A 25,786-nucleotide genomic window follows, 5' to 3' on the forward strand; every position below is an offset into this window, starting at 1 on the left:
AACTGGGTTTCATGTTTAGCAACCTTCTAAAAAGGGTACATTTTAAGTAGAAAACATACTGGAAGGTGAATAAAATGAGTATTTCAATTCAAGCAAATAAAAGAACGGATTTCAAAAATTCTACAAATAGAAAGATTCGCGACGAAGGAAACTTCCCAGCGGTTGTTTACGGAAATAAAACAGAATCCACACCTATTTACTTAAACAGTGCTGATTTTATTAAGACTATTCGTGAAGCAGGACGCAATGGAGTGTTAACATTACAAGTGGATAAGCAAAAATATTCCGTAATGTTACATGATATTCAAACCGATCCATTAAAAAACGAAATTGTCCACGCCGATTTCCAAGTGGTCGACATGAAGAAAGAAATTGATACTGAAGTTTCTTTATCTCTAGTAGGAGAAGCAAAAGGAACAAAAGAAGGCGGCGTATTACAGCAGTCCCTACATGAAATTTCATTAAAAGGCTTGCCTCAAGATATCCCATCATCTATTGATGTAGATGTATCAGGTTTAGGAATTAATGATACAATCACAGTAGCGGATATTAAGGTAGATAAAAAGCTAAAAATTACGCATGATGCACAAGATACAGTTGCTTCTGTACTACCTCCTCAACAGGAAGAAGAGCCGGACAGCGGCGAAGTTCAGGATGCTGAAGGCGATGTTGAAGCAACAAAAGAAAAAGATAACGAAGAATAATATAAAAAGACGTAACCAAAAGGTTACGTCTTTTTGTGTGAATTGATTATAATAAAAGTGATACTATATAGTAATGTAAAACATTAAAGACATTTACCTATTATGTACAACTTACATAGAGTGGAAAGGAGTATCTATTTTGAAATTAATCGTTGGTTTAGGAAATCCTGGAAAAGAATATGACCGTACTCGTCATAACATAGGATTTATGGCAATTGATAAAATTGCTGAACAGTTTATGATTTCATTAGATAAAACAAAGTTTAACGGAATATATGGAACAGGTATAATAAAAGGAGAAAAAGTCATATTATTAAAGCCTCTAACATATATGAATTTATCAGGAGAAAGTATTCGCCCGTTAATGGACTATTTTGATATAGACGTCGAAGACTTGCTTGTTATTTACGATGACTTAGATTTACCGTGCGGAAAAGTAAGATTGCGTACAAAAGGAAGTCCGGGCGGCCATAACGGAATAAAATCAATTATTCAGCATTTAAAAACCCAAGAGTTTAACCGAATTCGTATTGGAATTGATCGTCCGAAAAACGGTATGAAAGTAGTTGATTACGTACTAGGGCGCTTTACAGAAGATGAAATGGTTCATATGGAAGAAGCGATGAAAACGTCTGTACACGCGAGTGAAGATTTTTTAGGTAAAACGTTCTTAGAAGTAATGAATCGCTATAATTAAGTAGAATAAAATTTCTCTCAATCGTCCATACTAACACTAAAAGATTTGGGAGGATTTGTATGTCTATTCATTATTTCTGTAGACATTGTGGCGCAAAAGTCGGTATGATAGAAAAGACAGCTCACAATACAGAAGCACTCGGTTTTAATCACCTAACCGCAGATGAACGAAAAGACTTTATTCACTACCATAATAGTGGAGATATCGTGGTTAAAATTATTTGTGAAGACTGTCAAGAAGCGCTAGAACGAAATCCAGACTATCATCAGTACGAAACATTTATACAATAAAAAGCTTTGGTCTCAAACCAAAGCGTTTTTCTGTTTAGTTTAGACATATCATGGGAGGAGGGAATTCCTTTGCGAGGGATTAGACAGCAATTTGAAGAAAATAAAGAAATTGGAGCTGTTGTCAGCAGTTTAGAAGAAGGTTTGAAAGAACAGTTAGTAACGGGAATTTCCGGTTCAGCTCGATCTGTATTAATGGCACTCTTAAATGAGGATAAAAAATACCCCTTATTAGTAGTGACTCATAATTTATATCAAGCTCAAAAAGTGTATGAAGACCTTTTGCATCTTTTACCGGAAAAAGACGTTTTCTTATACCCTGTTAACGATTTAGTTGCTACAGAAGTGGGGATTGCAAGTCCAGAATTAAAGGCTCAGCGAATTGAAGTACTCAATTATTGGAGTCAACATACAGGTGGAGTAGTTGTAACACCGCTTGCAGGAATTCGAAAGCTGCTGCCTCCTAAAGCAAGATGGGAGCAAACGCAGCTGCCGTTTCAAATGGGAATTGACATCGACGTTGATCATTATTTAAAAAGGTTAGTTGAGTTGGGTTATGAGCGGGCATCGATGGTTTCAGCTCCGGGTGAGTTTAGTGTGCGCGGAGGAATCATTGACATTTATCCGTTAACAGAAGAGCTACCTGTCCGAATTGAACTATTTGATACGGAGATTGATTCCATTCGTACTTTTACAATCGAGGATCAACGCTCTCAAGAGCAGTTAAAAGAAATTTCAATCGGCCCTGCTACGGAAATCATTGTGAACCGAAATGAAGTGGCCCAAGGAATTGAAGAACTAGAAGCACAGCTGGCTTCGACGCTGCAACAAGTGAAAAACGCAGCGCTAAAAGCTACCTTAACAGAAAATATTAAAGGTGAAATTGAACAGCTGCGTCAAGGTCAACTTCTTGAAAATATGTTCAAGTATTTATCATTCTTCTACGAATCGCCTGCTAGTTTACTAGATTATTTACCAGAAGACGGCCTTGTCATCTTTGATGAGACAACTCGAATTCAAGAAACGTCTGATCAGCTTGAAACAGAGGAAGCTGAATGGATAACAGAATTATTAGGACAGGGGCAAATTGTTCGAGACGTTCAATTATCTCATAAGCTCCCATCTCTTATTCAGCGAGCAAAACATCAGTTTTTATACTTATCGTTATTTTTGAAGCACGTATCGTATACGAGTCCGCAAAATATTATTAATATTTCATGTAAGCAGATGCAGCAGTTTTACGGCCAAATGAACTTATTAAAAAATGAAATTGAACGTTGGAAAAATGCTAATTATACGGTAGTCCTCTTAGGAGCAGATAAAGAGCGCGTGAAAAAACTCGAAGGTGTGCTAGCAGATTATGATATTGATTCATCTATTTTAGATGGAAATGGTCAGCTTGTGCCAGGTCTTGTTCAAATTATTGAAGGCGATTTACAAATGGGCTTTGAACTGCCGATGCAAAAATTAGCTGTTTTAACCGAGGAAGAATTGTTTAAAAAACGGGTAAAGAAATCAAAGCGTCGTCAAAAGCTTTCCAATGCAGAGCGTATTAAAAGCTATTCAGAGTTAAACGTAGGTGACTATGTCGTTCACGTGAACCACGGTATTGGCCGTTATTTAGGAATGGAAACGTTAGAGATTAACGGTAATCATAAAGATTATATCCATATCAAATATGAAGGCTCTGACAAGCTGTACGTTCCTGTTGAACAGATTGATCAAGTACAAAAATATGTAGGCTCTGAAGGGAAAGAGCCAAAAGTATATAAACTTGGCGGAAATGATTGGAAGAAAGTGAAACGAAAAGTTGAGTCTTCTGTTCAAGACATCGCTGATGACTTAATTAAACTGTATGCAGAGCGTGAAGCAAGTAAAGGTTATGCATTTTCCCCAGATGGCGATTTACAGAGAGAATTTGAAACAGCTTTCCCTTATCAAGAAACCGAAGATCAGCTTCGTTCTGTACAAGAAATTAAAAAGGATATGGAACATGAAAGACCAATGGATCGTCTGCTTTGTGGAGACGTTGGATATGGAAAAACAGAAGTAGCCATTCGTGCTGCGTTTAAAGCTGTGACAGATGGAAAACAAGTGGCTATTTTAGTGCCAACCACTATTTTAGCTCAGCAGCACTATGAAACCATCCGTGAGCGTTTTCAAGACTATCCAATCAACATTGGGCTATTGAGCCGCTTTCGCAGCCGTAAACAGCAGCAAGAAACAATTAAAGGGCTAAAAAACGGGACCGTAGATGTAGTGATTGGTACACATCGTTTACTATCTAAAGACGTGATTTATAAAGATTTAGGATTGTTAGTTATCGATGAAGAGCAGCGTTTTGGTGTAACGCACAAGGAAAAAATCAAGCAAATGAAAGCAAACGTTGATGTCCTTACACTCACAGCAACACCTATTCCACGAACATTACATATGTCTATGCTGGGCGTAAGGGATTTGTCTGTTATTGAAACGCCGCCTGAAAATCGTTTTCCGGTTCAAACATATGTAGTGGAGTATAATCCGGTTTTAGTTCGTGAAGCGATTGAGCGTGAGTTAGCGCGTGATGGCCAAGTTTACTTTTTATATAATCGCGTAGAAGATATTGAACGAAAAGCAGAAGAAATTTCGATGCTCGTGCCTGATGCTAGGGTAACGTATGCCCACGGAAAAATGAATGAAACCGAACTCGAAGCGGTTATCTTAAGCTTTTTAGAAGGCGAATATGACGTGATTGTGAGTACAACCATTATTGAAACAGGAGTAGATATTCCCAATGTAAATACGCTTATTGTCAATAATGCTGATAAGATGGGATTATCACAACTGTATCAATTAAGAGGGCGTGTAGGTCGTTCAAATCGCGTGGCATATGCGTACTTTACGTATCACAAAGACAAAGTACTGACAGAAGTAGCTGAAAAGCGTCTGCAAGCTATTAAAGAATTCACCGAATTAGGTTCTGGTTTTAAAATTGCTATGCGTGATCTTTCAATACGTGGTGCCGGAAACTTACTGGGTGCTCAGCAGCATGGATTTATCGATTCTGTCGGTTTCGATCTCTACTCACAAATGCTTAAAGAAGCGATAGAGGAAAGACGCGGGTCTGACGGAGAAAGTGTAAAATTTAATGTGGAAATGAATCTGGATTTAGACGCGTATATTCCTGATCAGTACATTACAGACGGCCGCTTGAAAATTGAGATGTATAAGCGCTTTAGAGGAATTGAAGGACTAGAGGATATTCAAGAATTGCAGGATGAAATGATTGATCGTTTTGGAGAGTATCCGGCTGAGGTTGAGTATTTGTTTAAAGTAGCTGAAACAAAAGTATATGCAACGCAGAACTTAGTAGAATCTATTCTTCAGTCAAAACAAGAAATTTCTATTCTGCTGTCTGAAGAAGCGAGCTCAACGGTAGACGGCCAAAAATTATTCATGCTAGGTGATCAATTTGGCAGAATGGTCAGCTTAGGTATGGAAGGCAAGAAAGTAAAATTAGTGGTTAATGTAAAAGGACTTGCTCAAAAAGAATGGCTCAATATTGTGTATCAGTTAGTAAAAGGAGTAGCCACTGTTAAAAAAGAACAAGTTACGAATTAAAACAGGCAAGACAAAAGTATTTTAGTTAAAGGAAAATCCGAACGATGAATTGAGGTTCTTGATAAAGAATCCAACTCGTTCGGATTTTTTTATTGATATGGTGAACGCAGGTTTCATGTATGTGGCTGCTTCTAGCTGGTGTCTCAAGCGGTTCACCTCATTTCTCCTATTTGTTCGTCTTTAGGCGAGATAGGTTTAGTTATGTCTCAGCCTCTTTTGTATAGTCAAATAAAAATATCCAAATCCCCATGTTTTGGCGGTTTTTTGGACATTTTTTTAATAAAAGCACACTTTTTAACAAAAAAAGAGATGGTTGGTGAATAGAAGTTGTAGAGTGAAGAATACTAACCTCAACAAAGGTGAACCTTTTATCATATAGCCATCAGTGATATTCACCAACTATTTTAATCATCATATGAAAGAGAGGCTTCAATGAATGAAAGCAACAGGTATTGTTCGTCGTATTGATGATTTGGGTCGCGTTGTGATTCCAAAAGAAATTAGAAGAACGCTTCGTATCCGAGAGGGAGATCCGCTAGAGATTTTCGTCGATCGCGATGGAGAAGTTATTTTAAAGAAATATTCGCCAATTAGTGAATTAGGAGACTTTGCAAAAGAGTATGGCGAAGCGCTATACGATAGCTTAGGTCATCCTGTACTTATTTGTGACCGCGATGTATTTATTGCGGTAGCAGGAAGTTCTAAAAAAGAATACTTAAATAAAAACATTAGTTCGTTAGTGGAATCTGTTATGGAAAGCCGCAGTTCTTCTTTAGTAACTGATGGGAAAAACCTGGAATTTGTCGATGGATACGAAGAAAATATTTCTTCTTACACAATCGGTCCGATTATTGCAAATGGAGATCCGATTGGAGCTGTTGTCATTTTCTCAAAAGATAAGTCTCTTGGTGAAGTAGAGCATAAAGCAGCCGAAACAGCAGCTAGCTTCTTATCTCGTCAAATGGAGCAGTAAGCGTAATTATCTTTATTTTACATTATTTACTGAAAAGGTAGCAGTTTCTGCTGCCTTTTTTCATGCTGTCTTACCTTAGAAATAAAGAGAACATGATATAATGGTACGGTATTTTATTTATTGGAAAGTGCAGGATGTTTTATAAGAACAAAGCTCTATTCTATTGCGGTTAGAGGCTAATAAAAAGAGTTGTTCATATCATTACAAGCTGCAGGTGAAAGGTGTAGGAATGCAGAAACAATCAAAGCTCTATTCTATTTTTAACGGCGCCGTTATTTTAACGCTCGCAGGTTTATTTACGAAAATCTTAAGTGCCACTTATCGTATTCCATATCACCATATCGCGGGAGATATAGGGTTTTATATCTATCAGCAAGTTTATCCGCTATATGGAATTGCGCTACAGCTAGGTACATATGGTTTCCCTGTAATTATTTCAAAGTTAGTAGCTGAGTATGCGGTAACAAATCGGAGAAAGGAAATCCGAGGAATACTTCAAGTTTCGTTTGCTTTTTTATTTATAGTAGGCTGCACGATATTTGCGTTCGAATATATTTTCGCAGAAACGATTGCCGAATGGATGGGAGATCGTAAGTTAACAGTTCTCATTCAAATTATTTCATTTTCCTTTTTACTTATTCCGTTTATTGCTGTTATTCGTGGTTATTATCAAGGGTTACATAATATGTTTCCTACAGCGTTGTCTCAAATTGCAGAACAAGTTGTACGGGTAGGGACTATTTTGTATCTGTCTATTTTCTTGATCCAACATGGTTATGATTTATATACTGCAGGGGCGGGAGCTATTTTTGGTTCTATAACAGGCGGTATAACATCCCTTGTTATTTTATTTTTATTTGTTTTTAGAACAAAGACAAATTCTAAGGGAGTATTTCAACGCATAAAAAAAGCAGACATCAAGAGAATATTTAAAATCCTTGTTATTCAAGGCTTATTAATTTGTATTAGCGGTATGGGTCTGCTGTTTATCCAGCTTATTGACTCCTTTACTTTATATTCTAGTCTAACGGCGCACGGCATGGCTGAAGAAGCAGCACAAATTTTAAAAGGTATTTACGACCGTGGTCTTCCGTTGATTCAATTAGGTACAGTAGTAGGTACAGCTTTTTCGCTTTCGCTTGTACCTGTTATTTCTTCAGCCATTGCGAAAAAGAACCTGTCATTTGTGGTTGAAAAAGTTCAGCTGTCTCTCCGTCTATCGCTTGTAGTCGGAGTTGGAGCAGCTTTTGGCTTGATTGCGCTGATGAAACCCATTAATATGCTTTTATACGGTGACTCCCACGGAACGGACGTTTTACAAATTTTGAGCTTGTTAGTTATATTTACAACAGTAGCAGCAACTGCTGGAGCTGTGCTGCAGGGGATGGGCGCTGTTTTCGCGCCTGTAATAGCCGTCATCGCTGGCATGGCAGTCAAACTGATATTGAATCTTTGGCTAATACCAGATTTTCAAACCATAGGAGCAGCCATTGCTTCCTCAACTGGATTCGCTATCGTTGCAGCAATCAATCTATTTTGTCTGTATAAAAAGCTAGCTGTACTTCTTGTTCCGAAAAAGGCGAGTGGAGGTATTTTTATAACGGGCATAGCAATGGTCGTTCTTTTGCAAAGCTATTTATTTTGTTTACATCACTTTGCATGGTCTAATGGTTTAGATACAAGCAAACAAGTGGTTGAAACAGGAGCTGGTGTTTTAATAGGCAGTTTGTTTTATTTGTTTATCATTATGAAACAAAATATTTTTACCGAAGAAGAATTACGTTTACTTCCAATGGGAAGTGTTTTAGCTAAATACGTATTAAAAAATAAATTAAGAAGGTGAAGCAATGACAGGTAAAGTAACAGTTATTGGTTTAGGAGCAGGCGATTTAGAACAGCTACCTGTAGGCATTTATCGCTTGCTACAGCAGGAAAAGCATATTTATATGCGCACAAAAGAACATCCTGTAATCAAAGAATTAGAAAGTGAAGGCTTGACGTATGTATCCTATGATGACGTATACGAATCTTATGATGCATTTGAACAGGTATATGAACATATATCAAATGATTTAATCGATAAAGCTTCAATAGAAGAAGTAGTGTATGCCGTTCCCGGGCACCCTTTAGTGGCAGAACGTACGGTTCAATTACTTTTACAAAAAGGAAAAGAACGAGGCATTCCTGTTGAAATTAAAGGAGGACAAAGCTTCTTAGACCCAATTTTTGGTGCGCTAAAGATCGATCCTATCGAAGGGTTTCAGCTACTAGACGGAACAGATTTAAAGCGAAGCGAAATAGAGTTAACCGGTCATGTTCTAATTGCTCAAGTGTACGATCAGTTCGTTGCCTCAGAGGTAAAGCTAACGCTGATGGAACATGTTCCTGATGATTACCTCGTTTACATTGTAACAGCAGCGGGAAGCAGCGAAGAAAAAATCCAGCCGGTCAAGCTGTATGAATTGGATAGAGAAATGTCGCTCAATAACTTAACGACTATTTATGTCCCTCCAGTAGCAGATGAAACAATTTTATACCATCAATTTGACGCATTCAGAAGGATTATTGCCACGCTCAGAGGACCAAACGGATGTCCTTGGGATCAAAAACAAACGCATGAATCGCTCAAGCGCTATTTGTTAGAAGAGTCTTATGAGTTATTAGATGCAATTGACCGTCAAGATGACGATAATATGATTGAAGAGCTTGGTGATGTATTGCTACAGGTATTGCTTCATGCACAAATCGGTGAAGATGAAGGAATGTTTTCAATTGATGATGTCATTCGCAGTGTTGCAGAGAAAATGGTAAGGCGCCATCCGCATGTATTTGGTGAAGTAAGCGTAAATGATGCAGACGAGGTCTTAAAAAATTGGGATGAAATCAAAAAAGAAGAAAAAGGAGAGGAACCTTCTTCTCTGTTAGCTTCTGTACCTGGGGCTATGCCTTCTTTAATGAAAGCGCATGGATACCAAAAACAAGCTGCAAAAGTTGGTTTCGATTGGTCAGAAGTTGAACCAATGTGGGAAAAAGTACAGGAAGAACTTGCTGAATTCCAAGAGGAAGTACAGCATGCTGATAAAGAAAAAATGAGCGATGAATTTGGAGATATTTTATTTGCTTTAGTGAATATTGCAAGATTCTATAAAATCGACTCTGAAGCTGCATTAGCCAAAACGAATACAAAATTTTTAAATCGATTTCAATATATTGAAGAAAAAGTGAGAGCTTCTGAAAAACCATTTGAATCTTTTTCGTTAGAAGAGTTAGATGAATTTTGGGAAGAAGCAAAAAAAACAGGTTTGTAAAACAGAAAGGTGAGGGAATTATGAGGTTAGATAAATTTTTAAAAGTATCACGTTTAATTAAGCGCCGTACATTAGCAAAAGAAGTATCAGACAAGGGCCGTATTACCATTAATGGAATCGTTGCAAAAGCAAGCACAAATGTGAAAGTAGGAGATGAATTAGCGATCACATTTGGCACGAAGAAAATTACCGTTAAAATAGAGGCTCTTCAAGAAGCAGCTAAAAAAGAAGAAGCAGCTAATTTGTACTCAATTGTCAAAGAAGAGCGTATTTCATCTGAAGTATAACTGATGAAGGCTTGTTCTAAATCACCTTTCTCATTCATATGTTTTAAACAACAGATAACAAGAGCGAATGCTCTTAATGAATGAGGTGGGGATGAAGATATGAGCCAATTTTACGAAACAAGCAATTCAAACAAAGACCATACTCCAAATCATGATTTAGTGATGAAGGGTCGGCGTCTCTTAGATATCACGGGTGTGAAGCAGGTAGAGAGCTTTGACAATGAGGAATTTTTACTTGAAACAGTGATGGGTTTCTTGTCAGTTAGAGGGCAAAATCTGCAAATGAAAAATTTAGACGTTGATCAAGGAATTGTATCGATAAAAGGAAAAATCTTTGATATAGTTTACTTAGATGAGAACCAATCGGAGAAGGCTAAAGGATTCTTTAGTAAGTTGTTTCGATGAGTTTAAACATTCAGCTCTATACAATGCTTGCGATGGTATCGATGGGAAGCGGTTTAGGTGCTTCTCTCGATACTTATCGTTACTTTGTTAATCGCTCTAAATCACGCCCATGGTTTGTATTTGTGAATGACGTATTGTTTTGGATGGTGCAAGCTCTTCTCATTTTTTATGTGTTGTTTTTAGTGAATGAAGGAGAACTGCGTTTGTATGCATTTCTTGCTTTGTTTTGCGGCTTTGCCGCGTATCAAAGCTTATTTCAATCACTGTATTTAAAAGTATTAACATTTACTGTCTCGAGCGTATTAAGTTTATATCGAGGTGTTTTAACGCTTAGTAATATTTTTTTGGTCAAGCCTATCCGCTTCTTTATTCATATTTTAGTTGTAGTCGCTTTAGGGATCTACCGAGCTGTTCATAAGCTGCTCGTATTCTGTCTAAAGCTTATTTACGTACCGACCAGGTGGGTTCTTTTCGTATTTTGGAGAATGATGCCTAAACCTGTAAAACGATTTTTACATATGGGTTTTCGGTATATAGAAGGAATTTACAATCGTGCAAAGAATATGATAATGAGAATCGTTGCATGGGTGAACACTTTAAAAAACAAGGGGGACGACTAATTCAATGAGTGCGGTACGAAAAAAAAAGGTCGCGAAGTTAAATACTGATTATAGCCATAAACAAGAGCAAATTAAACAAAATACAGATCGAAAGCGTATCGGTTTAATTAGGCGTTTGACTGTTTTCGGAGTGTTGGCCTTAATCATTGGTGGATTGATGGTATCAGCTTTAATTACGCAAACCTCAGCTATTGAGAACAAAAAAGCTGAGAAGGTGAAATTAGAACAGCAGCTGACAAAATTACAAAGCAAGCAAAAACAGTTAAAAGGTGAAATCGTCAAGTTAAATGACGATGATTATATTAAAAAGATTGCCCGCAGAGATTATTTTTTATCAGAAGACGGGGAAATTATCTTTAATGTAAAAAAAGACTAAACGTATGGTTCGTTGACAGTGTATTTTTGCTTTTTGTATAATATAATAAATTGATTTCTTTTATCATTTAAGGAGGAGCATTTTTTTTATGTCAATCGAAGTAGGCAGCAAGTTACAGGGAAAGGTAACAGGTATTACGAACTTTGGAGCTTTTGTTGAGTTACCAGGAGGTTCAACAGGCTTGGTTCATATCAGTGAAGTAGCTGATAATTACGTAAAGGACATTAACGACCATTTAAAAGTGGGCGACGAAGTTGAAGTCAAAGTAATTAACGTTGAGAAAGATGGTAAAATTGGTCTTTCAATTAAGAAAGCGGTAGACAAACCAGAACGTCCAGAAAGACCAGAGCGTCCTGCAAGAGCGCCACGCTCAGACCGTCCACGTGATTCACGCCCACAACGTAATAATAATCGTGGTGGCGGTAATGATTTCCGTACAAAAGAAACATTCGAACAAAAAATGAATCGTTTCTTAAAAGACAGTGAAGAACGTTTATCTTCCCTAAAACGCCATACCGAATCAAAACGCGGTGGACGCGGTGCAAAACGCGGTTAACTTGCTGCTTATATCAAATAGATAGCGAGTTTTTGGAAAGTACCTTTTATTTAAAAGGTGCTTTTTTTATATGTAAAAAAGAGTAGAAAAAAAGCATGTACTGTTGTACATGCTTTTTGATGACCCGTACGGGATTCGAACCCGTGTTACCGCCGTGAAAGGGCGGTGTCTTAACCGCTTGACCAACGGGCCGTTATTCGAGTAGCGGCGGAGGGGATCGAACCCCCGACCTCACGGGTATGAACCGTACGCTCTAGCCAGCTGAGCTACACCGCCATTATACGTTCTCTAAAAGACATTTATAATAATATAAAAAAGCAGGGTTATTGTCAATAACTTTTTTGTTATTTTTATAGACTTTTATTTGCTTTTAAAAAAGCATGATGAGCATAGGCTTTCTCTGAGGCAAACAGTATCTCTGATATTTTTTAAATTGCCATGTAAGATTGTACATCTTTTTGTATAGTTTTCAATATAATACTAGAAAATAGTCGAACGATTATAGGTATTTTGCTAGTCCGTTTGACAAAATTTCACCTTTCGCCGCGATATAATAATGAATAAGTATAATTAGCGGGTGGTGGGAGAATGCAAAAGACGGAAAGAGATTTTGCAAGTCCAACAACAGAGGCGGTATTTAACCGAACTAGATTAGAAATGTCCCGTGTGTTTACAAAGGCGGGTATGAAAACGGAAAAGGTGTTATTTCAATGGGGATTGTTGCTGCTAGTCGTAGGTTTTTTATTAGGACGAGCGTTAATTTTAATGAAAATCATGCCATTTGCTTTGCCATTCTTTGCAGCTGTAATGGCTATAAAGAAAGAAAAAGCACCGCTAGCAAGTTTAGCCGTATTGGCAGGGGCATTTAGTGTTTCCATTCAAAATGGAGGTACCGTATTTGCTACACTATTTGTTTTCTTACTAATTCATCGATTTAGCGGCATACTGACAATGGATCCGTTAAAGAAGCTGCCGTTCACTGTATTTAGCGCGATGTTACTTACAAAACTAACTATTTTTTATGTGTTTACCAAGGAATTCACCATGTATGATTTTACATTTGTGGCAGTAGAAGCAGGGTTGAGCTTTATCTTAACAATGATTTTCTTACAAAGCGTGCCTTTAATTTCATACCGAAAGCGAAAACAATCATTAAAAACAGAAGAAGTGATTTCTCTAATTATTTTGTTGGCATCTGTTATGACGGGGACAATAGGGTGGATGATTTACGGGCTTTCGGCCGAACATATATTATCTCGTTACTTAGTATTAGTTTTTGCGTTTGTATCTGGCCCCACGATAGGAGCTACGGTAGGGGTCGTAACCGGTTTAATTTTAAGTTTCGCGAATGTTTCTAGTTTGTACGAAATGAGTTTACTCGCTTTTTCAGGCTTGCTTGGAGGACTTTTAAAAGACGGTAAAAAGCTAGGCGCAGCTCTTGGGCTGGTTGTTGGTTCATTGCTAATTGGCCTATATGCTCAGGCAGATCAAGGATTGACGACTAATTTGTATGAATCACTGACGGCCGTTGTCCTATTTTTATTAACCCCATCTTTTGTTTTGAAAAACTTAAGTAAACTCGTACCAGGGACATCTGAAAACATGCTTGAACAACAGCAGTACGTGCGCAAGATCCGAGATGTAACAGCGAATCGCGTAGAACAGTTCTCAAATGTTTTTCAAGCACTTTCCAAAAGCTTCACGCAAAATGGATTTTATGATGAAAAACCAAGCGCGGATAAAGAAGTCGATTATTTCTTAAGCAGCGTTACCGAAAGGACGTGCCAATTTTGTTTTAAAAAAGAACAATGTTGGGCACAGCAGTTTGATACAACCTATGAATATATGAAGGAAATTATGCTTGAAGTTGATAATGGCACTCTTGAACAAAATCCAAGACTAATCCGAGAAATGGACAAACATTGTGTGAAATCGAAAAAAGTCATCGATGTGATTGAGCATGAACTTACGTATTTTAAAGCCAATCAGCACTTAAAAGCCCAAATTCAAGAAAGTAGAAGGATTGTAGCAGAACAGCTTCACGGTGTTTCTGAAGTCATGGGGAATTTTGCAAAAGAAATTAAGCGAGAGCGCGAAAATTTAAATGTACAAGAAGAACAGATTTTAGAAGCTCTTCGTAACTTTGGGATGGAAATCAATCAAATTGAAATTTATAGCTTAGAACCTGGAAATGTAGATATTGAAATGTGGGTGCCATATTGTCACGGAAGAGGAGAATGCGAGAAGATTATTGCGCCAATGCTTACAGATATTTTAGGTGAAAGTATTGTAGTAAAGAACGAAGAATGTGCTAAATATCCTCAAGGCTATTGCCACGTTTCGTTTGGCTGTACAAAAGCGTACGTTGTTGATACAGGCGTAGCACATGCTGCTAAAGGCGGAGGGTTTGTATCCGGTGACAGCTACTCCATGATTGAGCTAAACGCCGGTAAATATGCACTAGCTATTAGCGATGGTATGGGGAATGGAGAGCGTGCCCACTATGAAAGCAGCGAAACGCTTCAGCTGTTAAAACAAATTTTACAAACAGGAATAGAAGAGACAATTGCAATTAAATCGATTAACTCTATTTTATCGCTGCGTACAAACGATGAGATCTTTTCTACGTTAGATTTAGCGATGATCGACTTACAAGATGCCAATGTAAACTTCTTGAAAATCGGTTCTACGCCAAGCTTCATCAAACGCGGAGATAAGGTGATTAAAATACAGGCAAGCAATTTGCCAATGGGCATTATTGAAGAATTTGAAGTGGATGTTGTGAATGAACAAATGAAGGCGGAAGATTTATTAATTATGATGAGTGACGGCGTATTTGAAGGACCGAAACACGTTGAGAATTACGAAATGTGGATGAAGCGAAAAATTGGCGAGCTTCAAACAAACGATCCACAAGAAATTGCAGACTTAATTATGGAAGAAGTTATTCGAACAAAATCAGGTTTAATTGAAGATGATATGACGGTAGTTGTGGCAAAACTTCAGCACAATACCCCGAAATGGTCATCGATTCCTTCTTACGCTTATCGTAAAAAAGCACAATAGTTAGATAGAAGTATATTTTATCTCCTCCTCGTCTATCATGTTAATACTGATAATGAGGAGGGGATTTTTTTATGAAAAAAGGTACATTGAAACAGATGTTGGTCATTACGGACGGTGGTTCGAATACAGGTGAAGATCCGGTAGCAATGGCGGCACTGGCTAAAGAACAAGGGATTAGTGTAAACGTTATTGGTGTGATGGAAGAGGACACAATTGATGAGCAAAGCACGAATGAAATAGAAGGCATTGCCATGTCAGGCGGTGGCGTGAGTCAAATTGTTTACGTAAAACAGCTGTCTCAAACTGTTCAAATGGTTACAAGGCAGGCAATGACGCAAACACTTCAAGGCGTTGTAAATAAAGAACTTCAGCAAATTCTAGGTTCCTCTAATTCAAGATTAGAAGAGTTATCTCCTGAGAAGCGAGGAGAAATCATGGAAGTTGTTGATGAACTTGGGGAAACGGTTGACTTAGAGATTCTTATTTTAGTTGACATGAGCGGAAGTATGAAAAATAAGCTTCCTACTGTAAAGGAGTCGCTGTTAGATTTATCGTTAAGCTTGAATGCTCGCATGGGGCATAATCAATTTTCAATCTTTTTATTTCCTGGGAAAAAGAAAGACGTAGAGAAGCTAATGGACTGGAATCCAAGGTTAGAGTCGCTTTCAACGATTTTTCCGAAACTAACAGCAGGAGGTATTACGCCTACTGGACCGGCTATCAAAGAGGCTACTCATTATTTCACCAAAAAGCGCTCATTGAGAGGGTTGTTAAAAAATAATGAACAATACATTGAAGAATCAGGTATGTAACCTATCTCCGGGAACAGAAATTCAAGGAAAATGGCATCACGTCCATTATAAAATTCTTGAGAAATTAGGCGTGGGGGCAACTGGAGTTGTCTATTTAGTTCAATTAGTAAACGGAACGCTAGCGGCGTTAAAAATAAGCTTTTCCAACATGTCCGTTACAGCAGAAGTGAATGTATTAAAAAAGCTCTCTCAAGTCAAAGACAAAGTGCTAGGACCGCGCTTACTTGATGTAGATGATTGGAGCTATGGTTCTCACGCTCTTTCTTTTTATGTAATGGAATATGTGAAAGGGCAGCCTCTCCTTTCCTTTATCTCAACAAGAGGGACAGAATGGCTGCAAGTATTTGCAAGTCAGCTCTTAACAGACTTAGAAAACCTTCATGAAGAAGGGTGGGTATTTGGCGATTTAAAACCAGAAAACCTGGTCGTAACATCTAACCCCGTAAAAGTTCGGTGGATTGACGTCGGGGGAACAACTCTACAAGGGCGGTCAATAAAAGAATTTACCGACTTTTATGATCGAGCGCACTGGGGGCTTGGCTCCCGAAAAGCAGAACCAACCTATGATTTGTTTGCTGTATCTATGGTTTTGATTCACGCAGCTTATGGCAAGCGAATTAATAAAACAGACAAACCAGCTGAACAATTAAAACAATTTATATTAACAACAAAGCAGTTAGAACCTTTCGGAGACGTTTTGTATCAAGCGGTTACGGGAAAGTATAAGTCAGCTAAAGAAATGAAAACAGAGGTGTTATCGGTCGAAAAAAGAAGAGGGGCAAAAAGTAAGGGAACAAAGCCTCAAAACGTTCGTCAACCGTCTGCCCCTCGTGTTAAAGTAAAGAAGAAGCGTTCTCACATGTTAGAGACGCTACTACTTTGTACGTCTGTAATGTTGATTTATATTTTGTATCTATTTATTCAAGTGCTATAAAGTTTGGAGAAATTGTGAAACTTTCCTTATAGTCATTCGTATAAAGTAAATTAATGATACATTATTGCGTGTACATTATAAGGATGAGTCATTCCTATGGAAAAGCAAGTGAACAATTTTATGACAAAACATCAGTTATTATCCGCAGGCTCTACAGTGGTTGTAGGTATTTCTGGTGGTCCTGATTCTTTAGCACTGCTGCATTTCTTATGGAGTCTGAAAGAGCAAAAATCTCTCACGATTATTGCTGCTCATGTTGATCATATGTTCCGGGGCAAAGAGTCACAGCAAGATATGGAATATGTGCAGAACTACTGCAAACAATTGAATATTAAATGTGAGGCGAAGCAGATTGATGTTACTGCCTATCAGAAGGAAAGAAAGTTATCTTCTCAAGTAGCAGCCAGAGAATGCCGCTATACATTCTTTACTCATGTTATGAAGAAGCACAAAGCAAATCTTCTTGCATTAGGACATCACGGAGATGATCAGATTGAAACGATGTTAATGCGAATGGTCCGAGGCAGTACGATGAATGGATACGCAGGGATGCAGCCCAAGCGGCCATATGCGGATGGATTTATTATTAGGCCGTTCCTAGCCGTAACGAAAGAAGAAATCAATCGCTACTGTAAGCTACATGGCCTTACCCCTCGGATTGATCCGAGTAATGAGAAAGACTCGTACACAAGAAATCGGTTTCGTCATTACGTTTTGCCATTTTTAAAGCAAGAAAACGCAGCTGTACATGAAAAATTTCAACAATTTAGCGAGAACTTGCATGAAGATCAAGCATACTTAGAGGAATTAACGACCGGTGTGATGAATAAAGTAATGAGAAAGAAATTGCAAAATGAAATTCTCATTGATAGAGATTGTTTTCTAAGGATACGCAAGCCTTTACAAAGGCGTGGTATTCAACTAATATTAAACTATCTCTATAAAGAAATTCCTCCAACCCTTTCCTCAGCGCATATTGACATGTTAGTAGGATTTTGTGAAAGTGAAAAACCGTCTGGTACGCTTGACTTTCCAAATGGTTTGCGCATTATCCGATCTTACAACGACTGTCTTTTCACCTTTAATGAGGGGAACATCGAGCCATATGAATTTATTGTTCCGATTCCAGGGGTCGTCGAGCTTCCAAATGGTCACCAGCTTATTTGTGAAATACATAATAAAGTCGAAGATATAAAAGGAAACGATGTTTTTCTTTTAGATGAAGCTCACGATTTACAATCATTAAAGGTAAGGACACGAAAAAATGGCGATAAAATGCGAGTAAAGGGCATGAAGGGACATAAAAAAGTAAAGGATATTTTTATCGATGAAAAAATTCCTTTACAATTCAGAGATCATTGGCCGGTAGTGGAAGATAGCCAAGGAACTATTTTGTGGCTACCTGGTTTGAAAAAATCTGCTTATGAACTGCATACACATAAGTCCAGATATGTTATTTTATACTATAAGTAGCGAAAACTTCTAGGAGGCAAGTAAGGAATGAAGCAGGATATTCAAGAAATTTTGATTTCAGAAGAAGAAATACAACAGAAAGTAAAAGAATTGGGTAAGCTATTATCTGAGGAATACGCTGACCGTTTTCCCTTGGTAATCGGTGTATTAAAAGGCGCTATGCCTTTTATGTCTGATCTAATTAAGCGTGTTGATACATATTTAGAAATGGATTTTATGGATGTATCAAGTTATGGCAATGCGATGGTTTCTTCTGGTGAAGTAAAAATCCTAAAAGATTTAGATACATCAGTTGAAGGTCGAGACATTCTTATCTTAGAGGATATTATCGACAGCGGCTTAACGCTTAGCTATCTTGTAGAGTTATTCAAGTACCGTAAAGCTAAGTCAATTAAGATTGTCACACTCTTAGACAAACCAACAGGTCGTAAAGCATCTATTAAAGCAGATTACGTTGGATTTGAAGTACCTGATGCATTCGTAGTAGGGTATGGATTAGATTATCAAGAAAAATATCGTAACCTGCCGTATATTGGGGTTCTTAAACCGCAAGTATACAGCAATTAATAAGCACATATCCAAGTGCAATTTATTGGATAGGATAAATGTTCTATGTTAGTATTGAATACAGTATTTGTTTATCGTGGGAGGAGGTAAGAAATGAATCGGATCTTCCGTAATACCATCTTTTATTTACTTATATTTTTAGTCATTATTGGCGTGGTAAGCTTCTTTAGTGGCTCTAATCAAAAAGCAGAACCAATGAGATACGATACATTTGTTCAACACTTAGACAAAGGTGATGTAAAATCACTCTCTATGAAGCCTGAAAGAGGCGTGTATGTTGTGCAAGGGAAGTTAGATTCTTATAAAAAGGATCAAACGTTCCAAACTTACATCGTAGATGGTGACAAAGCACTTGATCGTATTGACGCTGCTTCAGAAAATAATCAAGTAGAAGTTGATTTTAAACCTGCTGATGAAACAAGCGGCTGGGTAACGTTCTTTACGTCAATCATTCCGTTTGTTATTATTTTCATCCTATTCTTCTTCTTACTGAACCAAGCTCAAGGTGGCGGAAGCCGCGTTATGAACTTCGGTAAAAGTAAGGCTAAGCTTTACAGTGAAGAAAAGAAAAAGGTTAAATTTAAAGACGTAGCTGGTGCAGACGAAGAAAAGCAAGAACTTGTGGAAGTTGTTGAGTTCTTAAAAGATCCTCGTAAATTCGCAGAGCTAGGTGCAAGAATTCCGAAGGGTGTCTTACTTGTGGGACCTCCTGGTACTGGTAAAACATTATTAGCAAGAGCTGTTGCTGGTGAAGCAGGCGTTCCTTTCTTCTCTATCAGTGGTTCAGACTTTGTTGAAATGTTTGTTGGGGTCGGTGCTTCTCGTGTTCGTGATCTATTCGAAAATGCGAAGAAGAATGCTCCATGTATTATCTTTATTGATGAAATCGATGCTGTAGGTCGTCAACGTGGCGCAGGTCTTGGTGGCGGACACGATGAGCGTGAACAAACATTGAACCAATTGCTTGTTGAGATGGATGGTTTTGGTGCTAACGAAGGTATCATTATCATTGCAGCAACAAACCGCCCGGATATCTTAGATCCAGCGTTATTACGTCCAGGCCGCTTCGACCGTCAAATTACGGTAGATCGTCCAGATGTAAATGGCCGTGAAGCAGTGCTTAAAGTACATGCTCGCAATAAGCCTTTAGATGAATCAGTAAACTTAAAAGCAATTGCTATGCGTACGCCAGGTTTCTCAGGTGCAGATCTCGAAAACTTGTTAAACGAAGCTGCCTTAGTAGCTGCTAGACAGGACAAAAAGAAAATTGAAATGGTTGACATTGACGAAGCAACAGACCGCGTAATTGCAGGTCCAGCTAAGAAAAGTCGAGTTATTTCTAAAAAAGAACGCAATATTGTTGCTTATCATGAAGCAGGACATACAATTATCGGTGTCGTATTAGACGAAGCTGATATGGTACATAAAGTAACCATTGTTCCACGTGGGCAAGCTGGTGGATATGCTGTTATGTTACCAAAAGAAGATCGCTACTTTATGACGAAGCCAGAGCTGCTGGATAAAATTGTTGGATTGCTTGGTGGTCGCGTAGCTGAGGAAATTATTTTCGGCGAAGTGAGTACAGGTGCTCACAATGACTTCCAGCGTGCAACAAGCATCGCTCGTAAAATGGTAACAGAATACGGTATGAGTGAAAAGTTAGGACCAATGCAATTCGGTCAATCACAACAAGGCCAAGTATTCTTAGGTCGTGATTTACACAGTGAACAAAACTACAGTGATGCGATTGCTCATGAAATTGATAATGAAATCCAACGTTTCATTAAAGAAAGCTATGAGCGTGCGAAGCAGATCTTAACGGAAAACCGTGACAAGTTAGAGCTTGTAGCTCAAACATTGTTAGAAGTAGAAACGTTAGACGCTGAGCAAATCAACCACTTAGTAGATCATGGAACTCTTCCAGACCGTTCTAGTCACGTAACAGATGAAGATGTTAAAGTAAATATCCAAACAAAGACAGACGATGAAGAGCCAAAAGCATAAGACAATAAAAATCAGTGGAGATATTCTCCACTGATTTTTTTATGAGCAAAAGTTAGATTTGATAAAAGGTTTTCGTATATATGGTGGATAAGTAGGATATCCACTAGAGAATCGTGTCATTATATTCCTATTTTATCTAGAATATACACGTCTATTTACCAGTTATGGTATGATGGTTTCAGTGTGAATACTGAATTTATATAAAGTGGTGATTGAAATGATTTTTGTATTAGATGTTGGAAATACGAATACGGTATTAGGTGTATACGATGGAGATGAATTAAAGTATCATTGGCGTGTAGAAACAAGCCGTAATAAAACAGAAGACGAGTATGGCATGACAATCAAAGCCTTGCTTGAGCACGTTAGTTTATCTTTTAAAGATATTCATGGTATTATTATTTCCTCTGTTGTTCCTCCTATTATGTTTGCATTGGAGAGAATGTGTCAAAAGTATTTTCATTTAAAGCCGCTTGTTGTTGGTCCTGGAATTAAGACGGGTTTAAATATTAAATATGAAAATCCGCGTGAAGTGGGAGCAGACCGTATTGTAAATGCTATTGCTGGAATTCAGCTATACGGAAGCCCTTTAATTATCGTTGATTTTGGTACCGCAACCACGTATTGCTATATTGATGAAAATAAGCAATATATGGGTGGTGCGATTGCCCCTGGTATTAATATTTCGACAGAAGCTCTTTATTCAAGAGCATCTAAGCTTCCGCGAATTGAAATTGCGCGACCAAATAGCATTGTGGGAAAAAATACAGTATCTGCGATGCAAGCAGGTATTTTATATGGATACGTTGGACAAGTAGAAGGAATTGTAGCAAGAATGAAAGAGCAAGCAACAGTAAATCCTAAAGTTATTGCTACTGGAGGACTCGCAACATTGATTGCTAAAGAGTCGGATATTATTGATATTGTGGATCCATTTTTGACTTTAAAAGGATTGCAAATAATTTATACAAAAAATATGGAGTAAGAGGTGTATATTATGGGTGACTATTTAGTAAAAGCACTAGCTTACAATAGTCAAGTTCGCGCTTATGCAGTAAAAACAACGGATACAGTTGGAGAAGCGCAGCGCCGTCACTATACATGGCCTACAGCCTCTGCAGCATTGGGACGTTCAATGACTGCGGGAGTCATGATGGGGGCTATGCTAAAGGGTGAGCAAAAGCTAACAATTAAAATTGAAGGTCGCGGCCCAATTGGCGTTATTTTAGTAGACAGCAATGCTAAAGGGGAAGTGCGCGGATATGTAACGAATCCACAAACGCACTTCGATTTAAATCAGCATGGAAAATTAGATGTAGCACGTGCTGTAGGTACAGATGGTACGCTAAGTGTCGTAAAAGATATCGGAATGCGTGATCAATTTAACGGACAAGTACCTATTGTATCGGGAGAATTAGGAGAGGATTTCACGTATTATTTTGTGACATCTGAACAAGTCCCATCTTCAGTAGGTGTAGGTGTACTTGTTAACCCTGATAACACGATCTTAGCTGCGGGCGGATTTATCATTCAGCTTCTGCCAGGAACAGATGATAAAACGATTACAGCTATTGAACAACGCTTACAGACGATTGAACCAATTTCAAAACTGATTCAAAAAGGTCTTTCTCCTGAAGAAATCTTAGAAGAAGTTCTTGGAAAAGAAAATGTAAAGTTTCTGGAGACAATGCCTGTAGAGTTCAAATGTCAGTGCTCAGAAGAAAGAATTGCCAATGCTATTATCAGCTTAGGACAAGAAGAGATTCAATCGATGATTGAGGAAGACGGCCAAGCTGAAGCCCAGTGTCATTTCTGTAATGAGACCTATCGTTTTGATAAAAAGCAGCTTGAAGAAATGAAAGAACAAGCAATTTAAATGAAATAAAAGATTCTTAAAAGGCGTCATTTTATAAATGAGCGCCTTTTTTATAGATATTAAGTTCTATTTCTGTATATATTGATCTAAAAATATAACAAAATTAGGTAAATGGAAAGACAAAATGATTGACAATTTAGAAAATATCTGATAAATTGTATACAAAATCAATAAAATTAGTTGGTATTAGGAGTGGTCATATGGCACGTATTGCAAATTCAATTACAGAGTTAATTGGTCAAACACCAATCGTAAAACTAAACCGTCTAGTTGAAGAAGATATGGCGGATGTATATTTAAAATTAGAATTTATGAACCCGGGGAGCAGCGTAAAAGATCGTATAGCATTAGCGATGATCGAAGATGCGGAAGCAAAAGGTGTGTTAAAACCTGGCGACACAATCATTGAACCAACAAGTGGTAACACAGGAATTGGCTTAGCAATGGTAGCTGCAGCAAAAGGATACCGTGCTATTTTAACAATGCCTGAAACGATGAGTATTGAGCGTCGTAATCTGCTTCGTGCGTACGGTGCAGAGTTAGTGTTAACACCAGGTCCAGAAGGAATGAAAGGGGCGGTTAATAAAGCAACTGAGCTTGCAAAAGAGCACGGCTACTTTATTCCTCAGCAGTTCCAAAACGAGGCGAACCCAGAAGTGCACCGTCAAACAACGGCTAAAGAAATTATCGAGCAGTTTGGCGATCAGCTAGATGGATTTGTGGCAGGTATCGGTACTGGCGGTACTATTACAGGTGCTGGTGAAGTGTTAAAAGAAAAGTATCCAAATATCAAAATTTATGCGGTAGAGCCAGCTGATTCTCCGATTTTAAGCGGTGGTCAACCAGGACCTCATAAAATTCAAGGAATTGGTGCAAACTTTGTTCCGGATACGCTTAACACGGAAGTATATGACGAAGTTGTCGCTGTTCAAAACGACCAAGCTTTTGAATATGCCCGTAAAGTAGCAAAAACAGAAGGTGTACTAGTAGGTATCTCTTCTGGGGCTGCGATTTATGCTGCGTTAAAAGCTGCAAAACAGCTTGGAAAAGGTAAAAAAGTGTTAGCGATTATTCCAAGTAACGGTGAGCGTTACCTAAGTACTCCATTGTTCCAATTCGAGGAACAAACACAAGCATAAAAACGATAAAAAAACAGCTTCTATATGAAGCTGTTTTTTTTCATCTAAGAATCATGTAAAATGAAAGCAGGTGATTTATTTTTAGGAGAGTGAACAAATGCAGCAAAGAATGACTTGGGGCGAATCTATTTCTATCTCTAAAAACCAATGGTTCAAAAAATATCAAGAGTTGTCAAAAGAGGAACCGAATCATATCCTGCTTGAAAGCGGTCGAGGCGGAAAGTTTCAAATGATGGGATTAAAACCTGTAGCCATTTTGCGAGGCGAACAAAACGAGCTTCATATCAAAACGGATGACCAAGCTACTGTTCAAAAAGGTAATCCGCTTCATCTTATGCGAGACTGGATGAAGAAGTTTGAATCAGAGGTGAATCCAGATCTACCTCCTTTTCAAGGTGGAGCAATTGGCTTTATTAGCTATGATTATATCCGCTATGTAGAAACCATACCTGACCTTGCTGAAGATTCATTGAAAACGCCGGACGTTTATTTCCTTATTTTCGATGACGTATTTGTATACGATCAAGAAAAGGAAAAGCTCTGGATTATCGTTAATGACGAAGCAGATTGTAAAGAGCAGGCACATAAGCGTATTGATCAATACAAAAAGGACTGGATGGAGGCAAGTGCTGAAGGACTCTCATATGAGCGGATTCATCGTGTTGCCGAAAAGAGTGAGGTTTCGATGTCTGAAGCTGCTTTTTCAGATGCCACAACTCGCGTACATGAGTACATTGGGCAAGGCGATGTGTTTCAAGTGAACTTATCTGTTCGACAGTCTCAACAGCTTCAAACTCATCCTATGCATATCTACGAACAGGTACGAAAAATCAACCCGTCTCCTTACATGTCTTATATGCAGACAGAAGAATTTCACATTGTGAGCTGTTCACCAGAACTATTAGTGAAAAAAGCTGGTGATGAAATCAGTACGAGACCGATTGCGGGAACGCGCTCTCGCGGTAAGGATGATCAAGAAGACCAACAGTTAGCGGATGAGCTTATTCATAACGAAAAAGAGCGTGCAGAGCATGTGATGCTTGTTGACTTGGAGCGTAATGATCTTGGTAGAGTAAGCGAATATGGTACCGTACATGTTGACGAGTTTATGGTTATTGAAAAATATTCACATGTCATGCATATTGTGTCTAATGTAAAAGGCAAGCTCGCGCGCAGCAAAGATTTTGTAGATATCGTAGATGCGGTTTTTCCTGGAGGGACGATTACTGGAGCACCTAAAGTTCGTACAATGGAAATCATTGAAGAACTTGAACCAGTTCGACGAGGAATTTATACAGGATCGATTGGTTGGATTGGGTTTAATGGAGATATGGAATTAAATATTGCGATTCGCACTATGATTATTCAAGACGGCCAAGCTTATGTGCAGGCTGGTGCGGGTGTTGTGATTGATTCAAATCCGAAACACGAATACAAAGAATCACTGAAAAAAGCAATTGCACTATGGAAAGCAAAAGAGCAGAGCGAAAATGAGCTGAGTGAGGGTGAGTAAAGATGATATTAATGATTGATAATTATGATTCTTTTACGTTTAATTTAGTACAGTATTTAGGTGAGCTAGGGCATGAGCTTCTTGTAAAAAGAAATGATGAAATTACACTTTCTGAAATTGAAGTGCTAAATCCAGATTTCTTGATGATCTCCCCGGGACCATGCAGTCCTAACGAAGCGGGAATCAGTCTAGAAGCCATCGAGTATTTTGCAGGTAAGATTCCAATATTCGGCGTATGCTTAGGGCATCAGTCGATTGGGCAAGCTTTTGGAGGGAATGTGATTCGTGCGGATAAATTAATGCACGGTAAAACATCTGAAATGCATCATGATGGCCGTACTATCTTTAAAGGTCTTGATAATCCGTTCACGGCAACGAGATATCATTCTTTGATTGTAGAAAAAAGTTCACTGCCGGATTGCTTTGAGATTTCAGCGTGGACAGCAGAAGATGAAATTATGGCGATTCGCCATAAATCATTACCTATTGAAGGAGTACAGTTCCATCCTGAATCTATCATGACTTCTTACGGTAAAGAAATGCTGAAGAATTTTATTGAAACTTACGAAAAAAAGCGAGTGTAATG

23 protein-coding genes and 2 tRNA genes are annotated in these 25,786 nt (G+C 38.2%); 23 read left to right on the top strand and 2 right to left on the bottom strand.

Going from position 1 to position 25,786, the window contains the following annotated elements:
- Positions 1–74 precede the first annotated feature (74 nt).
- From MKY06_RS00355 to MKY06_RS00410, 12 genes are all read left to right on the top strand, one after another.
- A complete protein-coding gene (locus tag MKY06_RS00355; protein ID WP_098278399.1) occupies positions 75–704 on the top strand; it encodes a 50S ribosomal protein L25/general stress protein Ctc in 630 nt (209 codons plus the stop codon).
- 139 nt (positions 705–843) lie between these two features.
- The gene (gene pth / locus MKY06_RS00360) at positions 844–1,401 is read left to right on the top strand and encodes an aminoacyl-tRNA hydrolase (RefSeq protein ID WP_013054868.1); all 558 of its coding nucleotides are present in this window, start codon (positions 844–846) and stop codon (positions 1,399–1,401) included.
- Between the two features lie 59 nt (positions 1,402–1,460).
- The gene (locus tag MKY06_RS00365) at positions 1,461–1,691 is read left to right on the top strand and encodes an anti-sigma-F factor Fin family protein (RefSeq protein ID WP_013054869.1); all 231 of its coding nucleotides are present in this window, start codon (positions 1,461–1,463) and stop codon (positions 1,689–1,691) included.
- A 69-nt stretch (positions 1,692–1,760) separates the two neighbouring features.
- Positions 1,761–5,291: a transcription-repair coupling factor gene (gene mfd / locus MKY06_RS00370; RefSeq protein ID WP_098322115.1), complete on the top strand. Its 3,531-nt coding sequence runs from the start codon at positions 1,761–1,763 to the stop codon at positions 5,289–5,291.
- Between the two features lie 436 nt (positions 5,292–5,727).
- Positions 5,728–6,264: a stage V sporulation protein T gene (spoVT, locus tag MKY06_RS00375; RefSeq protein WP_013054872.1), complete on the top strand. Its 537-nt coding sequence runs from the start codon at positions 5,728–5,730 to the stop codon at positions 6,262–6,264.
- A gap of 229 nt (positions 6,265–6,493) precedes the next feature.
- Positions 6,494–8,107: a putative polysaccharide biosynthesis protein gene (locus MKY06_RS00380; protein WP_098278397.1), complete on the top strand. Its 1,614-nt coding sequence runs from the start codon at positions 6,494–6,496 to the stop codon at positions 8,105–8,107.
- 4 nt (positions 8,108–8,111) lie between these two features.
- The gene (gene mazG, locus MKY06_RS00385) at positions 8,112–9,572 is read left to right on the top strand and encodes a nucleoside triphosphate pyrophosphohydrolase (protein ID WP_029325202.1); all 1,461 of its coding nucleotides are present in this window, start codon (positions 8,112–8,114) and stop codon (positions 9,570–9,572) included.
- Positions 9,573–9,592: 20 nt separating this feature from the next.
- Positions 9,593–9,859 (top strand): RNA-binding S4 domain-containing protein, encoded by a 267-nt coding sequence (locus tag MKY06_RS00390; RefSeq protein ID WP_013054875.1) that lies wholly within the window; start codon positions 9,593–9,595, stop codon positions 9,857–9,859.
- Between the two features lie 99 nt (positions 9,860–9,958).
- The gene (gene yabP / locus MKY06_RS00395; RefSeq protein WP_013054876.1) at positions 9,959–10,264 is read left to right on the top strand and encodes a sporulation protein YabP; all 306 of its coding nucleotides are present in this window, start codon (positions 9,959–9,961) and stop codon (positions 10,262–10,264) included.
- Entirely contained in the window at positions 10,261–10,884 is a 624-nt protein-coding gene (gene yabQ / locus MKY06_RS00400; RefSeq protein ID WP_029325203.1) for a spore cortex biosynthesis protein YabQ, read from the top strand. Before yabP ends, yabQ begins: the two co-directional genes overlap by 4 nt.
- A 4-nt stretch (positions 10,885–10,888) precedes the next feature.
- Positions 10,889–11,260 carry an FtsB family cell division protein gene (locus tag MKY06_RS00405; protein ID WP_013054878.1) on the top strand — a complete coding sequence of 124 codons (372 nt, stop codon included), beginning with the start codon at positions 10,889–10,891 and terminating at the stop codon, positions 11,258–11,260.
- Between the two features lie 88 nt (positions 11,261–11,348).
- Positions 11,349–11,816, top strand: a complete 468-nt coding sequence (locus MKY06_RS00410; protein WP_013054879.1) for a S1 domain-containing RNA-binding protein — start codon at positions 11,349–11,351, stop codon at positions 11,814–11,816.
- A 120-nt stretch (positions 11,817–11,936) separates the two neighbouring features.
- On the opposite strand, the gene MKY06_RS00415 is transcribed toward MKY06_RS00410, so the two are convergent.
- Positions 11,937–12,008 (bottom strand) — tRNA-Glu (locus tag MKY06_RS00415).
- 10 nt (positions 12,009–12,018) lie between these two features.
- Positions 12,019–12,092, bottom strand: a tRNA-Met gene (locus MKY06_RS00420).
- Between the two features lie 312 nt (positions 12,093–12,404).
- Between MKY06_RS00420 and spoIIE the strand changes: the two genes are divergently transcribed.
- The 11 genes from spoIIE to pabA all read left to right on the top strand — a co-directional run bounded on the left by spoIIE (position 12,405) and on the right by pabA (position 25,784).
- Complete coding sequence (spoIIE, locus tag MKY06_RS00425) at positions 12,405–14,882, top strand: stage II sporulation protein E (protein WP_013054880.1); 2,478 nt, start codon at positions 12,405–12,407, stop codon at positions 14,880–14,882.
- Positions 14,883–14,953: 71 nt separating this feature from the next.
- A complete protein-coding gene (locus MKY06_RS00430; RefSeq protein WP_013054881.1) occupies positions 14,954–15,694 on the top strand; it encodes a VWA domain-containing protein in 741 nt (246 codons plus the stop codon).
- On the top strand, positions 15,663–16,628 hold the full coding sequence (locus MKY06_RS00435; protein WP_098449802.1) for a protein kinase domain-containing protein: 966 nt from the start codon (positions 15,663–15,665) through the stop codon (positions 16,626–16,628). The genes MKY06_RS00430 and MKY06_RS00435 overlap by 32 nt, the downstream gene beginning before the upstream one ends.
- A gap of 96 nt (positions 16,629–16,724) precedes the next feature.
- A complete protein-coding gene (gene tilS, locus MKY06_RS00440) occupies positions 16,725–18,101 on the top strand; it encodes a tRNA lysidine(34) synthetase TilS (protein WP_029325205.1) in 1,377 nt (458 codons plus the stop codon).
- Positions 18,102–18,128: 27 nt separating this feature from the next.
- Positions 18,129–18,668, top strand: coding sequence for a hypoxanthine phosphoribosyltransferase (gene hpt, locus MKY06_RS00445; RefSeq protein WP_013054884.1), 540 nt, complete (start codon positions 18,129–18,131; stop codon positions 18,666–18,668).
- 93 nt (positions 18,669–18,761) lie between these two features.
- The gene (gene ftsH / locus MKY06_RS00450; RefSeq protein ID WP_013054885.1) at positions 18,762–20,672 is read left to right on the top strand and encodes an ATP-dependent zinc metalloprotease FtsH; all 1,911 of its coding nucleotides are present in this window, start codon (positions 18,762–18,764) and stop codon (positions 20,670–20,672) included.
- Positions 20,673–20,889: 217 nt separating this feature from the next.
- Positions 20,890–21,657, top strand: a complete 768-nt coding sequence (locus tag MKY06_RS00455; protein WP_098526852.1) for a type III pantothenate kinase — start codon at positions 20,890–20,892, stop codon at positions 21,655–21,657.
- A 12-nt stretch (positions 21,658–21,669) separates the two neighbouring features.
- A complete protein-coding gene (gene hslO, locus MKY06_RS00460) occupies positions 21,670–22,548 on the top strand; it encodes an Hsp33 family molecular chaperone HslO (RefSeq protein ID WP_013054887.1) in 879 nt (292 codons plus the stop codon).
- 200 nt (positions 22,549–22,748) lie between these two features.
- Positions 22,749–23,687 (top strand): cysteine synthase A, encoded by a 939-nt coding sequence (gene cysK / locus MKY06_RS00465; RefSeq protein WP_013054888.1) that lies wholly within the window; start codon positions 22,749–22,751, stop codon positions 23,685–23,687.
- 97 nt (positions 23,688–23,784) lie between these two features.
- Entirely contained in the window at positions 23,785–25,200 is a 1,416-nt protein-coding gene (pabB, locus tag MKY06_RS00470; protein ID WP_097813011.1) for an aminodeoxychorismate synthase component I, read from the top strand.
- A gap of 2 nt (positions 25,201–25,202) precedes the next feature.
- The gene (pabA, locus tag MKY06_RS00475; RefSeq protein ID WP_013054890.1) at positions 25,203–25,784 is read left to right on the top strand and encodes an aminodeoxychorismate/anthranilate synthase component II; all 582 of its coding nucleotides are present in this window, start codon (positions 25,203–25,205) and stop codon (positions 25,782–25,784) included.
- The last annotated feature ends 2 nt before the right edge of the window (positions 25,785–25,786 follow it).

The sequence above is a fragment of the Priestia sp. FSL P4-0332 genome (assembly GCF_038005845.1).
Taxonomy (GTDB): Bacteria; Bacillota; Bacilli; order Bacillales; family Bacillaceae_H; genus Priestia.